The sequence below is a fragment of the Candidatus Abyssobacteria bacterium SURF_5 genome, from assembly GCA_003598085.1.
Lineage (GTDB): Bacteria > Abyssobacteria > SURF-5 > SURF-5 > SURF-5 > SURF-5.
This window is the reverse complement of sequence record QZKU01000018.1, coordinates 19,525-33,671: the sequence shown is the minus strand read 5'-3', so window position 1 is coordinate 33,671 and position 14,147 is coordinate 19,525. Positions and strand designations below refer to the sequence as shown.

Here is a 14,147-nt window from a genome sequence, read left to right as displayed (position 1 = left end):
GCTATGAGAAACGAGCTGATAGCTACGAAGGCCTACTGGAGATCGCATGCGCCCTAATAACCTTTCGACAATGCATTATTATTTACGGATAAATTCTAAACTAAGGCGCCCCCGGCAGAGCATAATTTATTGACAACTGCATCCGAACGAGGTGTCGCGTGATGCGAATATGGCTAGCATTAAGGATATTCTGGGACTTGCTGCGAGGAGTTGTGGGGGCGTCGCATGAATAAAAGAAAAATCGAAGATTTGCTTTCTCGGTGTCCAGGATTGGAACCTGTACTGGAGGAAATGCTCGAGGTCAGCGGCTATGTATGGGAAAAAGGATGGGCCGAGCGCAACGCAGGAAACCTGTCGATCGATGCGACCGAACATATTCCGCCGGGTATGTTCCCGGAATCTTCAGACCGCCTCCGCAAGCTTGATTTTACCTATCCCGCTCTCGCGGGCCGCTATTTCCTGGTGACCGGCTCAGGCAAACGCTTCAGGGATATGGCCAAGGCGCCCGCGGCCAATGCCTGTATCTTGCGAATATCTGATGACGGCGCCGGATATCGCATCATCTGGGGCGGCGAGGACGCCCCCGATTTCAGGCCGACCTCGGAGTTCCCGGCTCACTTGCGGCTGCACGAACACATGCGCCAGACCAACGCGCAAGAAAAGGTCGTACTGCACACGCATCCCGTCGAATTAATAGCGCTCACACATCTGCCGGAATATCGCGATGAACCGGCCCTGAACCAGGCGCTGTGGAGTACTCATCCGGAAGTAAAATACAATTTGCCGAAAGGCGTGGGATTCGTTCCCTATGTGATTCCCGGCTCCGAAAAACTCGCGCAAGCCACCCTGGAATGCTTTCGGCGCGGCTACTCGGTGGTATTATGGGAAATCCATGGCTCCGTCTCGAGGGCAAAGGAGCCGATGGTTGCCTTCGACCTGATCGATATCGCGAATAAGGCCGCCTCGATCGTGCTCATGTGCCGCAGCGCCGGCCACACGCCAACAGGTCTGACAAAAGAGCAGTTGGATGAGATTGCGCGAACGTTCAAGCTGGAGGAATGATCCCCTTGCACCCGTCCCGGTTCCTGGCGTTTGATCTTGGCGCTTCAAGCGGGCGCGGTGTGCTCGGAGAAATCGCGGACGATCGGCTTCGGACTCGCGAAATATGCCGCTTCCCCAATGGCATGATTCAGGTGTGCGGCCATTTGCACTGGAACATCTTCAACCTCTTCGAGCAAGTAAAGAACGGGCTGAAGCTCTGCGCGGAGGAGCCGGAAACCATTCCGCTGAGCGTCGGCATCGACACATGGGGTGTTGATTTTGGCTTCCTGGCAAACGACGGCAGCATCCTCGGCCTGCCGTACGGCTACCGCGATAGCCGCACCGACGGCGCAATGGAATCGTTCTTCCAGAAAATCCCTCGTGAGCGTGTCTACGGATTGACCGGCATCCAGTTTCTTCAACTGAACTCCCTGTTCCAACTGGAAGCGATGGTCCGCGACAAATCGCCCCTGCTCAGTGTCGCTCGCGACCTGCTCTTCATACCCGACCTGTTGACCTACCTTTTGACCGGGGTAAAAAAGACCGAGTTCTCATTTGCCACAACGTCGCAGCTTTATAATCCCATAAAGGAAGACTGGGAAGAAGAGCTGCTGTCGGCGCTTGGGCTCCCTGGAAGCCTGATGCAGAAAATCGAGCAGCCGGGCGCGGTCTTCGGCGAGATCATGCCGGATGTCAGCAAGCAGACCGGATTATCGCCGATTCCGGTGATCGCAGTCGCCACGCATGATACCGCTTCGGCCGTTGCGGCCGTTCCCGCTGCCGGCAAAGACTGGGCCTATATCAGCTCCGGCACGTGGTCGCTGATGGGAATCGAGATCGACAAGCCCATCATCACCGACCAGTCATTGCGCCTGAACTTCACCAATGAAGGCGGCATGGAAAACACCATTCGCTTTCTAAAGAACATCGCGGGGCTTTGGCTGCTCGAGGAATGCCGCAGAGTTTGGGCGGAGAAGCGCCGCTGCGAATACGATGATCTCCTTGTCGCCGCAACGGGCGCCGTACCTTTCGCAGCTTTCATCGATCCCGATTGGAGCGAATTCCTCAATCCGCCCGACATGCCGGCGGCAATAGGACGCTCCCTCAAAAGCACGAAGCAGTCCGTTCCCGATTCCCCCGGCGCGCTGGTCCGCTGCATCCTCGAGAGCATGGCGTTGAAATATCGCCTCGTTCTCGATCAACTACGGCGATTGTCTCCAAAGCCGATCAACAGCATCCACGTCATTGGCGGAGGAGCACACAACCGCCTTCTCTGTCAATTCACCGCAAATGCGACCGGGCTTCCAGTTATGGCTGGCCCGGTCGAGGCGGCTGCGGTCGGAAACATCATGGCGCAGGCGCTTGCGGCGGGATGCGTTACATCGCTCGCCGGAATGCGCGAAGTCATCTCCCATTCATTCATTCTTGAGAAGTACGAACCCGAGCATGTGAAGGAATGGGAGACGGCTTATGATACATTCAGAGAAATTATAAGCGCACCAAGCCGCAATGCCTCGGAAGGGCGGATACCATGAAAAATACCGCCAATATGGAGAAGGCGTATCAAATCGCGAAGGAAAAGTACGAACGGCTCGATGTCGATACCGAGACAGCGTTGGCGGCGCTGGATGCAATCTCCTTGTCGCTCCATTGCTGGCAGGGGGACGACGTTGGAGGTTTCGAGAGGCCGGGCGCTGGACTGGAGGGCGGAGGGATACAGGTAACAGGCAACTATCCAGGCAAAGCGAGAACCGCGGCGGAACTCAGAAGCGACCTTGAAAAAGCCTACTCCCTCATCCCCGGCCTCCATCGGCTGAACCTCCATGCGATGTACGGTGAATTCGGCGGCAGACGCATCGAGAGAAACGAAATAGAGCCCCATCACTTTGAAGGCTGGATCGAATGGGCGAAAACTCAGCATCTCAAAATCGACTTCAATTGCACGTGCTTTTCCCACCCTAAAGCCGAATCCGGTTTCACGCTGAGCAGCAAGAATAAGGATATTCGTCAGTTCTGGATCGAGCACGTCAGCAGATGCAGGACAATCAGCGCGTTCATCGGGCGTGAGCTCGGCTCCCCATGCATCCATAACCTGTGGATTCCCGACGGCTCGAAAGATATTCCGGCGGACCGGCTGACGCATCGGGCTCTGCTGAAAGAATCGCTCGATGAGATCTACGCCGCTGAATATCCTGTGTCTGAAATGAAGGACTCCGTCGAAAGCAAGCTTTTTGGAATCGGGAGCGAATCGTTTGTGACAGGCTCGCACGAGTTCTACATGGGCTATGCGCTTAAGAAAGGCAAAATGCTCTGCCTCGATCTGGGTCATTTCCATCCGACTGAATCAGTCGCCGACAAGCTTTCATCAATCCTGCTGTTCTCGGACGAACTACTCCTTCACATGAGCCGCGGCGTCCGATGGGACAGCGATCACGTGGCCATTCTCAGCGACGATATGCGAGAGGTCTGCGGGGAGATCGTCAGGAACGATTTTATTACGCGCGTTCATCTTGCGCTTGACTTCTTCGATGGAAGCATGAACAGGGTGGGCGCATGGGTCATTGGCGCCAGGGCCGTCTTGAAAGCCTTGTTGATCGCGCTCCTGGAGCCAGCCGAGACGCTCAGGAACTTCGAGGAAGCAGGCGACTACTTCTCGCGGCTGGCGCTCATGGAGGAATTGAAAAGCATGCCGTTTGGCGCGGTGTGGGATTATCATTGTCTGAGGAAAGGCCTGCCGGCTGGCGACTCATGGCTGAATGAGATCCGGCGTTACGAAGTCGAGACGCTGCGCAAGCGTTCGCAGTCGACGCGAGGGATCACAAAGCCGCAGGATACAGGAAACCATCTGCAAGAGGGAGAGAAATGGCAAAAATAAAGATCGATGTCGAACGCAAAATCGGCCCCATCAATCCGAACATTTACGGCGGTTTCATCGAGCACCTGGGACGTTGCATTTACGGCGGAATTTACGAAGAAGGCTCTCCTCTCTCCGATGAACGCGGTTTCCGGAAGGACGTCCTGGAAATCATGAAGGGGTTGCGGCTTCCGAATCTGAGGTATCCCGGTGGAAACTTCGTTTCCGGCTATCACTGGCAAGACGGAGTCGGGCCCAAAGACAAGCGCCCCCGGAAACTGGAGTTCGCATGGAATACCGTGGAACCAAACCGCTTTGGAACCGACGAGTTCATCGAATATTGTAGAGCGATAAACACGGAGCCTTTCTTGTGTGTCAACCTCGGAACCGGAACGCCGGAAGAAGCCGCGGCATGGGTCGAATACTGCAACGGAACGGATGACTCCCATTACGCCAACATGCGCAGGGCAAACGGCTACAATCAGCCGCACAACGTCAAGTTCTGGGGCCTCGGAAACGAGATGGGAGGTTTCTGGCAGATCGGCGAGAAGAACGCTCAGGATTACGCCAAAACCGCCCGCGAAGCGGCGAAAATGATGCGATGGGCGGACCCATCCATCCGACTGGTCGGATGCGGTTTTCTGGAGCAGGTGGAGGGACCGTCATGGAATCTGGAAACGATCGATAAGCTCGCCGGCTTTATAGATTACCTTTCGTTGCATATCTACACCGGGAACTCCGATTATTACACCAATGTCGCCGGGCCAGTCCGCGCGCAGAGGCTGATAGATATATTCAACGCGACGATCACCATCGCCATGCATGGGAAGAAGGCGGCCCGACCGGAAATCGCCATGGACGAATGGAACGTGTGGTATAAGGCCTTCGGCGGCTGCATGGAGGAGCAGTACGACCTGTCCGATGCGCTTGCCGTCGCCGGCTTCCTCAATGTCATGCACCGCAACTGCACGACCGTCACACTCTCGAATCTGTCTCAGATGGTAAACGTTATTGCTCCAATATTTGCCGGCCCGGAAGGACTGTTTCTGCAGACCATCTACCATTCCTTCAAGTTGTACCGCGACCATTGCCAGCCCATCGCTCTCGATCCGTTTGTTGACTCCCTCGCCTATCAAACCGTGGTTCTCCACGAATGGAGCGGCGGCGGGCATGATTCTCCGGTGGAAACTGTCCCCTATATCGATGTTTCCGCCACCGTGAATGAGCCTGCGACCGAACTGAGCTTGGCCGTAGTAAACCGGCACAGGGAGAACCCGATCGTAGCGCAGATTTCTCTCGACTCTTTTTATCCCAAAAAAGTGTGCCGCGTCTTCGAGATCAATGGCCCGCAGGTGGATGCAAAAAATTCCTTTTCCGAACCGGACAACGTGAAAACAGTCGAAAAGAGATTCAATTCAGCGGCGGCGGAATTTCGTTACGAGTTTCCCGCTCACTCTGTAACCCTCTTGAAATTGGATTCGAAAGGAAAATCATGAAAGCGCCCACTCCAAAAGAACGCGTCCGGGCGGCCCTGAATTTCGAGGAAACCGACATCGTGCCGTATGACGTTATCTTTGAGCCGGAAGTCGATGATAAACTGACCGAATACTATGGCAGCCGCGATTGGGAAAACAGGATCGAGCAGCACATCATGTTCGTCGGCTATCCGGTTTTCGGCCTGCCGGAACTGCTCGATGACCGCCATGTAAAGGATGAATATGGCTGTGTCTGGGACTTCTCCGCGCGGCCGCTTCACCTGGTCAGTCCTCCTCTCAAGGAACCGGGCCTCGCCGGATACGACTTTGATGCAGTCCAGAGGACCGTCCTCGAGTCGCTGGACGAGGGCAGCGCCGAGCTTCTCATTCGCGAAAATTCGGACAAGTTCATCCTTGGCCAAATTAACTTCGGCTTGTGGGAGCGCTCCTGGACCCTCCGCGGCTTCGAAAATGCGCTGATCGACACTGTCCTCAACACGTCCTTTTACGAGGAATTGCTCGACCGCATCCTCGAGATGCACCTCGCAATGGTTGACCGTCTCTGTCAGTTCCCCATCGACGCCGTCTTCTTCGGAGACGATTGGGGCGACCAGCGCGGCGTCATCTTTGGGCCGGAGCGGTGGAGAAAGCTCTTCAAAGACCGCACCCAAAAACTCTATGAGCGCGCCCACCTGTTCGGCAAGCTCGCGATCACGCATTGCTGCGGCAATGTGTTCGAGATAATTCCCGACATGATCGAAATGGGACTCGATGCCCTCGAATCGCTCCAGCCCGAGGCGATGGACGTCTATGAAATCAAACGCAGATACGGCAAGAACCTGCGCCTGTGGGGCGGCCTTGGCACCCAGCAACTCCTTCCGTTCGGTTCCCCCCGCGATGTCCGCCGCGAGATACGCCGGCTCGCCTCCGAAATGGGCACCGGCGGCGGATACATCCTTGCCCCGGCCAAACCGATCATGCAGGAAGTCCCGGTTGAAAACGCCGTGGCCGTCATTGAAGAATTTCCCCAGAAAAAATGACGGTCTCGCGTCGTCGTGGAGGAGGAAGCTACTCCGTTCCTCCCGCTTGCGTTGGCGAAAATGTGGTGTTATGTTTTATTTGATTTTTTGTTCGAACGACTGATCCGAGGTTGGTGAGCGCCCGCGGGTAACGAACCATGCAACACCCTCAATCATGGCCGCAACAAATCTCCAGGGAGCGGCAATGAAAAAGAAAACGGAATCTTTTGTTACCAGAAGATTCTTTTTAAAGGCTTCCGCCACGGGAGCCATTCTATTGGCGGCACAACCACTGGCAGTTCACGCAGAATCAGGACCGCAACAGAAAGAGGAGGTCAAAATGGCTTACGAACCCAAGGATTTTAAGAGTCTGCTCGGAATGCAAGGCTTCAGTGACACCCTGCTGAACAACCATTTCACCCTGTACAACGGTTACGTCACCAACACGAACAAGAACCTCGAGTTGTCCCAGCAGTTGCTCAAGGAAGGCAACACGTATGGTTTCGGCGAGGTCAAACGAAGACTCGGATGGGAATTTAACGGTATCCGCCTGCATGAATTATATTTCGGTAATCTCGGCGGAAAGGCCGCTCTGAAAAAGGACGGCAAGCTTGCCAAAAAGCTGGCTGAGGATTTCGGCAGCTATGATGCCTGGGAAAAGGAGTTCCGCGAGGTCGGCGGCATGCGCGGCATCGGCTGGGCCGTCCTGTACCAGGATAATACCAACGGCCGACTCATCAATTTCTGGATTAATGAACATGATTGCGGGCATCCGGCAGGCTGCATACCGATCCTGATCATGGACGTCTTCGAACACGCCTACATGATCGACTACGGCACGAAAAAAGCGGGTTACATCGACGCTTTCTTCAAGAACGTAAATTGGGAGGCGGTCGAAAAACGGCTGAAATAGACTCTGCTCCTACGACCGGATGCTTTGGGATCAGGGCGCGAATTCTTCATGGGTTCGCGCCTTTTTTGTCCTCAATAAGTTGTCCCGTACATGCCATTTTCTAAAAGCAAACTTGACATGCATACTTAAGAAAAAAGAGGAGTGGGGAATAATGGCAAAATACGATAGAAAACGGCTGACCGGAGACATTGAGAGAAAGCGGAGAACTCTGTCTTCCCTGTCCGATGATCAACTGAAGAAGGAAGTAGAGCATACGCATAAATTGCTGGAATTCAGTCTTCCCACATGCCTGAGAAAACGCACGGAATCGATAGTCTCATCGCGCGCTCCCGGCAAGATAGAGACCGAGCTTGAACGTTTCACCTATGAAACCTACTGGCTGCAACTGTTGATCGACTACGAAAAACAGGTAAAGGAGGAAACCGAAAGGCGAAAAATCGCCTGATCCCCCAAGTCAGTCCCCAACGCCCCTTTCGGCTTTTCAGTCGGAATCGGGCGCCCGCGTAACATAAGGATGCCCCCGTTCCCGAAAATTTTTTTGGAAAACCAACCGCCTCCGCCGATTTCAACTAGAGGCACGGAAGGATGAGTTGCATAATGAAAGCACTTGTATATCATGGGGAATACGATCTGCGCCTCGATGACCGACCTCGATCAGGTGCGGGAGGCAGACGTATGAGACCTTCGATAAAAAAAGATGGCATAACAAGAGTTCTCCTGAGGCCGTAAACGACGGAAAGGAGGTGTGCGCTAATAACAGCCGATGCACATTTTCCCATGCTTGACCACGAACAGTAAAAGGAGAGACAAGATGAACACTAAGATCATATCAATCGTCCTGTGCATTGCACTGGTACTGCCGGTATTTGCGTGCGAAACGGTTACAGAAGAACGCAGAGGAACCGCTATAGGGGCCGGCGTCGGCGGCGCAACAGGGGCTATTGCGGGCGCGGCCATCGGTGACAGCACGACCAGCGCCGTAGTCGGCGGATTGTTGGGTGCTTTGGTTGGCGGCGCTATCGGCTACTATGCCTACGACCGCGAAAGAGACCAGGATGAAACAGCCCGCCTGTACGACTATGAACCGGCGGTCGAGGGCCGAGTCCTGAACATTGAGGAGGCTTCCGCCGTTCCGCAAACCGTTCGGCCCGGAGAAGAAGTCGATTTGCGAATGACCTATGCCGTTCTTACTCCCTCGCCCGGCGAGATGAGCGAAATCACGGAAATTCGCGAAATACGGCATGACGGCCAGCTTGTAGGCCGTCCTACAGTCACAGTCGATCGGGCCGGCGGGACCTATACGTCTTCGATTCCGCTGCGTCTGCCCCGCGATGCCGAGCCGGGCGTCTATCAGGTGACTGAGACAATCGAATCCGATTTCGGAAGAGATACCAGAGAGACGAGCTTCACCGTAACACAGAGATTCTAGAAGAGCGCAACAGCGAAAAAAACCTCTGTCCGGAATGCACTTCCGGGACGACGGGAAGATATTTCTTCCCGTCGTTGGACATTTTGAGAAGGGAGGTGTATTATGCCCAGGAGACGGCTCGCCGGAATGAAGGTCGCCATCCTGGTCACGGATTACTTTGAGCAAATCGAACTGACGGAGCCGAAACGAGCGCTCGAACAAGCGGGGGCCAAAACAGTCATAATAGCTCCCGAAGCTGGCGAGGTTCAGGGGTTTCATCATGACGTGAAGGGGGATATTTTCCCGGTCGACCTTTCCCTCGATGAGGCAAATCCGGACGATTTTCATGCCGTTCTCATCCCTGGAGGAGCATTGAACGCCGACTCGCTGCGAATGGATTTTCGCGCGAGAGAATTCGTTCGCCGTATCGATGAAATGAACAAGCCGATCGCCGTTATCTGCCACGGCCCCTGGCTGCTTGCATCCGCCGGCCTGGTGCATGGGAGAACGCTTACCAGTTATCACACCATTCAGGACGACATCCGCAATGCCGGTGGGCAATGGCTTGATCTGGAACTGGTTCGCGATCGCAACTGGGTGAGCAGCCGAAAGCCCGATGATCTGCCCGCTTTCAACAAGGGGATGATTCAGCTTTTTGAAGAATACAAAGCGCCCAAACGACAGCCGGCGGGCGTCCGCTCATGAAAACGGCGGCAAAGAAACAACCCAGCCCGGCCTCGGAACTCTCCGCAGGCTGGGCTGGTTCCGCCACAGCAACCCGGCAGGAAGGAAATATTCTGAACGAAAATCAATACGAGCAGGCGGACGAACGCACCGATCTGGCTCGCAAACGAAACGCCCTCGCGAATGAACGCACCTTCAGCGCCTGGGTGAGAACCGCGCTCGCAGCCGTCGCGGCAGGAGTCGGCATAGCAAAGTTGATTCCAACCGTCCGGGCTGAATGGCTGACAGTTGTGATAGGAGCGCTGTTCATTTTGGGAGGAATCATTCTCTTTCTGCTCTCAATTGTGCGATATCACGCCACAGAATCCGAGCTCCAACTGAGAGATTCACGGCAAATCTCCCTCTGGACGCTCGGTCTGATCATTTTTCTCTTTCTCGCTGGCTCAGTTCTCTCCCTGCTCCTTCTCTGGATGTAGCCTCCCCCGCCGGAAAACCGGCGCAACACTAACCTCCAAAAACCTTCATCCATGAAGCACTTTTTCACTTTCAGTGACATCATGTAAAAAAGAAGATTAATTAAGCAACTACGGCGTTTGAGCAGGTGCGCAGTGGACTGAAGTATTGGGATCGTGAGAAATACGCTCAGCAGGAAGATACTGCGGAGGTTCCGCTAGAAACATTTGTATCAGGCAGTAGGCGGGGGCGGCATGGTCCTTGGATTATGCCGCAGGAGGTGGACTCATGAGAATGTTGCTTTTTTTCATGCTTGCAGTTCTTCTTTCCGCGGCTGGTTGTTCGGCACACAAGGAGCAAGTGGGAAAGGAGTTGAGAAGACAAGCCCGCGACATGGGCGTCATAATCCCACGCGACGTAGTCCCGCCTCCTTATGTGATCGAGTCGTTCACCGGTGTTAATGCGGGTATGGTATCAGGCAACCTCGTCGGTCACTTCTCAAGAGCATCCGCCGACCCATATTTGCTGGTCAGCGAGGTGCTGAGCGGCCGCCCAACGGCCGGGGCTCACGGTTACGCCCCCTCTGAAGGCGTTCGCGCCATTATTGAGAAGGTCTCCGTTCAGCCTGATCCGGTCAGGTTGGGGGATTATCTCAACATTAACATCCGCTACGCATTACTGACCCCCGCCCACGACAACTGGATGAGAATTACGGAGACACGCGAGATTTTCTTCAATGAGGAGTTAGTGGGGAAACCAGTGGCTCGTCTTTCGCTTCCCGACGGGACCTACACCACGACCGTCAGGATCCGCTTACCTGCCGAAGCGCCCGCGGGAGAATATCTGGTTGTAGCGAGTATACAGACGGACTACGGGCTGGACGCTGAGGAGCTCCGTTTTAATATTTCGGAGCTCGAGTGAGTATACAGGCTGGAGCCGGAGTATCCGCCCTGAAGCGGGTCCAGGTTGCCGCCCAATTGGAAAGGGAAGGAGAAATGTTGAAAAAACTGGCGTTGGTTCTTGCTTTGCTGTTGACAGTAGGAATGACCGCGTGCGAAAGGGAAGGACCGGCCGAGCGTACGGGTGAGGAGATCGACGAGGCCGCTGAGGAGGCCGGGGAAGCTTTAGAAGAAGCTGGTGAGGAAACCCGGGAAGAATAGTCCGGGCAAAACCGGGATCCTTGTCCTCGTTAACAGGTGCCATTATCGCGTTGCCCAAGCTGAATTTTGGGAAATGAGGATCCAAAACGGGACGTTGAATCCGTCCAACGATCGCGATCGGAAGTGTCCCAGGAATTGCCGGCCGCGTCTTTTCAGGCCGATTCGGGGCGGCCCCACATCGCAAAGAAGCAGGCGAATCAATCGTCGGATGGTCTCGCGTTCCGCGAACGGCCGAAACGTCTGCTTCGGAAAAATGAAGATCCTCTCCTCATGAGATCATTGTCGCGATCAGTTGGCGGATGTGCCGCGCCCCCGTGTGGACTATCTTTATGAAAACCCGAATTACTAATGTCTGGTTTAACCTCAGTTCGAGTTACTGGTTTGTTCCGGCGCTTCTCGGCTTTGCAGCCGTCGGCTTATCGTACGGAGTATATGCTGTTGATGTTTATCTGCGCGAGAATGACGTCTCTTCGGTATGGTGGTTATACGGAGGCGGAATATCCGGTGCACGCACCATCCTTACCTCGATGGCCACTTCGCTGGTGACCATCGCCAGCGTCGTCTTCTCCATCTCGTTGCTTGTCCTCTCGACAACACTCTCTCAGTATGGTCCGCTTCTGATCAGAAATTTCATGCATGACAGAGCGAGCCAGGTGACATTCGGCATATTCGTCGCCACCTTCATTTACTGCTACTTGATGCTCAACCTGCTGAAGGGACAGCAAGTTGATTATATGCCCGGTCTCTCAGTCACGGTCGGTATCCTGCTTGGGATCGTCAGCGTCGGGGTGCTGGTGTATTTCATCCACCACATGGCCGCCTCGATTCAATCAGATAACGTGATAGCGACCGTGGGAAAAGATTTTGAAAAAACCATTGCGCGCTTATATCCCGAGTCCAAAAAGAACAACAACCGCCGCCCAACGAATAAGGTTGATCCGTCTGTTCCGCCCGATTTCGATCAGCACGCTTCGCCCGTACTCGCCGCTCAGGCCGGATACCTTCAGGCAGTTGACACACAGCACCTGCTCCATATCGCCGGCGAAAACGACCTGATTCTCCGATTGGGCTTCCGGCCGGGACTCTTTGTCAACGAACAACATGCCCTGGCCTTGGTATGGCCCGGTGAACGCAAGGATGAGCGCATTTGCCGCGAGATCAGACAAGGATTTATCTTTGGCACGGAAAGAACGCTCGAGCAGGATGTGGAATTCGCAGTTAATCAGATAATCGAGATCGCCGTCCGCGCGCTCTCTCCCTCTCTCAATGATCCGTTCATCGCGCTCACATGCGTCGATTGGCTCGGCGTCGGCCTGATGAAAATGGCGGAATCCGATATTCCGTCTCCCTATCATTACGACAAATCCGGAAAACTGCGGATAATCGCTCACCCCCTGGATTTCGTCGAGCTCACCGGCGAGATGTTTACCAAGCTCAGACAGTACGCAAACCTTAATGTTGCGACCACAATTCGCCTGCTTGAAGTCATACAGGAAATCGGAGGAACCGTCCAAAGAGAGCCGGACCGCGTCGCTCTCCTGAAACATGCCCTCATGCTCGAACGAGGAAGCCGCGCTCTTCAAATGCAACAGTGGGAGAGAAAATGCGTGGAGGAGAAATTCCGGCTGGCGGTCCGAGCATTGATGAAGGACGCCGGGCCGCCGGCCTATGACTCATACCGAAAGAGAAATTATGAAGGAAGGTAACTATGGCCCTTGAACGTGAATATGACGTCGTCGTCATCGGCTCCGGTCCGGCGGGCGGAGTCGTCGCTCCGAAATGTCGATCGGCCGGGAGAACTGTGGCGCTCGTGGAATCGCGCCAATTCGGCGGCACGTGCCCCAACCGCGGATGCAACCCGAAGAAAGTCCTTGTCGCCGCCGCCGAAATCATCCACCGAACCCAAAGTATGCGCGAAAAAGGAATCTGGGGCGCAGTTACCATCGATTGGCCCGAACTCATGCGCTTCAAAAAATCGTTTACGGATCCAGTCTCCGAAAACAAAAGGAACAGCTTCCAAAATGCGGGAATCGACGTCTATCAAGGGGAAGCGCGTTTCCTTGATGAACATTCGATTCGCGCGAACGAGCACGTTCTGACGGGAAAGCATCTGGTCGTGGCCAGCGGCATGATCACCAGAAAACTGAACATCGAGGGAGAGCACCTGCTCGTGGATAGTGAAGGCTTCCTCGAACTCGAGCAGCTTCCGGATTCCATCATCTTCATCGGAGGCGGCTATATAGCTCTCGAATTCGCGCATATCGCTGCGCTTGCGGGCGCCAAAGTCACCATTCTCGAGATGAAAAATACGGTTCTTCCGGGTTTCGACCAGGACATGGTTCGCCTGCTGGTGGAAGCCTCCAAAGAAATGGGAATCGAAATCCATACCAATGTGCAGGTGCAGTCGCTGTCACGCGAAGATGATCTCGTGAAAGTGTACGGCGGAAGCGGCGGACAAACCGAATTCCAGGCCTCGCTTGTCGTCAATGCCGCGGGACGCATTCCCGATGTCGGGCCGCTGAAGCTGGAGCAGGGCCATATCGAAGCATCTCCGCAAGGTATCGCCGTCAATGAATACCTGCAGAGCATCTCGAATGATTCTGTTTATGCCGCCGGCGATGTCGCCGCGAGCCCGTTCCCGCTGACGCCTGTGGCGGCCATGGAAGGCGGTATTGTGGCTGAAAATATCCTTCGCGGCAATACCGTAAAAGCCGATTATGCGGGAGTGCCGCAGGTTGTCTTTACGATACCGCCCCTGGCATCGACCGGAATGCTGGAAGATCAGGCGAGGGAACTGGGAATCGTGTACGAGAGCAGGTTCTACGAGACTTCTTCGTGGTTCTCATCAAGAAGAATAGGACTGAAATATTCCGGCGCAAAAGTGCTCATCGCGAAACATTCCCGGCGCATTCTCGGCGCGCATCTCTTCGGGCATAATGCGGATGAAGTCATAAATATTTTTTCAATGGCGATTCGGGGAAATCTCACGGCTCATAACCTTGAACGGATGCTGTGGACATATCCGTCCTCGACATACGAAATCAACTACATGCTGTAAGGAGGCGACTCCTGCTCGCCTCACACGATCCTCCTTTTTTCAAGGTGCCAAGACCCCGATACCTCGCTTCTTGCTCGTCTAT

14 protein-coding genes are annotated in these 14,147 nt (G+C 54.7%); all 14 read left to right on the top strand.

The window, feature by feature from the left end; translation table 11 throughout:
- Positions 1–225 precede the first annotated feature (225 nt).
- The 14 genes from C4520_01860 to C4520_01795 all read left to right on the top strand — a co-directional run bounded on the left by C4520_01860 (position 226) and on the right by C4520_01795 (position 14,065).
- The gene (locus tag C4520_01860) at positions 226–1,062 is read left to right on the top strand and encodes a rhamnulose-1-phosphate aldolase (GenBank protein RJP25791.1); all 837 of its coding nucleotides are present in this window, start codon (positions 226–228) and stop codon (positions 1,060–1,062) included.
- Positions 1,059–2,576: a rhamnulokinase gene (locus tag C4520_01855; GenBank protein ID RJP25790.1), complete on the top strand. Its 1,518-nt coding sequence runs from the start codon at positions 1,059–1,061 to the stop codon at positions 2,574–2,576. The genes C4520_01860 and C4520_01855 overlap by 4 nt, the downstream gene beginning before the upstream one ends.
- Positions 2,573–3,916, top strand: coding sequence for an L-rhamnose isomerase (locus C4520_01850; protein RJP25789.1), 1,344 nt, complete (start codon positions 2,573–2,575; stop codon positions 3,914–3,916). Before C4520_01855 ends, C4520_01850 begins: the two co-directional genes overlap by 4 nt.
- Positions 3,904–5,391, top strand: coding sequence for an alpha-N-arabinofuranosidase (locus C4520_01845; protein ID RJP25788.1), 1,488 nt, complete (start codon positions 3,904–3,906; stop codon positions 5,389–5,391). Before C4520_01850 ends, C4520_01845 begins: the two co-directional genes overlap by 13 nt.
- Positions 5,388–6,410, top strand: a complete 1,023-nt coding sequence (locus tag C4520_01840; GenBank protein RJP25787.1) for a hypothetical protein — start codon at positions 5,388–5,390, stop codon at positions 6,408–6,410. Before C4520_01845 ends, C4520_01840 begins: the two co-directional genes overlap by 4 nt.
- Positions 6,411–6,729: 319 nt before the next feature.
- Positions 6,730–7,302: a superoxide dismutase gene (locus C4520_01835; GenBank protein ID RJP25786.1), complete on the top strand. Its 573-nt coding sequence runs from the start codon at positions 6,730–6,732 to the stop codon at positions 7,300–7,302.
- A 151-nt stretch (positions 7,303–7,453) separates the two neighbouring features.
- Positions 7,454–7,747: a hypothetical protein gene (locus tag C4520_01830; protein ID RJP25785.1), complete on the top strand. Its 294-nt coding sequence runs from the start codon at positions 7,454–7,456 to the stop codon at positions 7,745–7,747.
- 318 nt (positions 7,748–8,065) lie between these two features.
- A complete protein-coding gene (locus tag C4520_01825; GenBank protein RJP25784.1) occupies positions 8,066–8,731 on the top strand; it encodes a hypothetical protein in 666 nt (221 codons plus the stop codon).
- A 102-nt stretch (positions 8,732–8,833) separates the two neighbouring features.
- Positions 8,834–9,415, top strand: a complete 582-nt coding sequence (locus tag C4520_01820; protein RJP25783.1) for a type 1 glutamine amidotransferase — start codon at positions 8,834–8,836, stop codon at positions 9,413–9,415.
- Positions 9,412–9,870, top strand: coding sequence for a DUF202 domain-containing protein (locus tag C4520_01815; protein ID RJP25782.1), 459 nt, complete (start codon positions 9,412–9,414; stop codon positions 9,868–9,870). Before C4520_01820 ends, C4520_01815 begins: the two co-directional genes overlap by 4 nt.
- Positions 9,871–10,135: 265 nt before the next feature.
- Entirely contained in the window at positions 10,136–10,768 is a 633-nt protein-coding gene (locus C4520_01810; GenBank protein ID RJP25781.1) for a hypothetical protein, read from the top strand.
- Positions 10,765–11,007: a hypothetical protein gene (locus tag C4520_01805; protein ID RJP25780.1), complete on the top strand. Its 243-nt coding sequence runs from the start codon at positions 10,765–10,767 to the stop codon at positions 11,005–11,007. The genes C4520_01810 and C4520_01805 overlap by 4 nt, the downstream gene beginning before the upstream one ends.
- Before the next feature lie 299 nt (positions 11,008–11,306).
- On the top strand, positions 11,307–12,713 hold the full coding sequence (locus C4520_01800) for a DUF2254 domain-containing protein (GenBank protein ID RJP25779.1): 1,407 nt from the start codon (positions 11,307–11,309) through the stop codon (positions 12,711–12,713).
- A gap of 2 nt (positions 12,714–12,715) precedes the next feature.
- Entirely contained in the window at positions 12,716–14,065 is a 1,350-nt protein-coding gene (locus C4520_01795) for an NAD(P)/FAD-dependent oxidoreductase (GenBank protein RJP25778.1), read from the top strand.
- Positions 14,066–14,147: the final 82 nt, after the last annotated feature.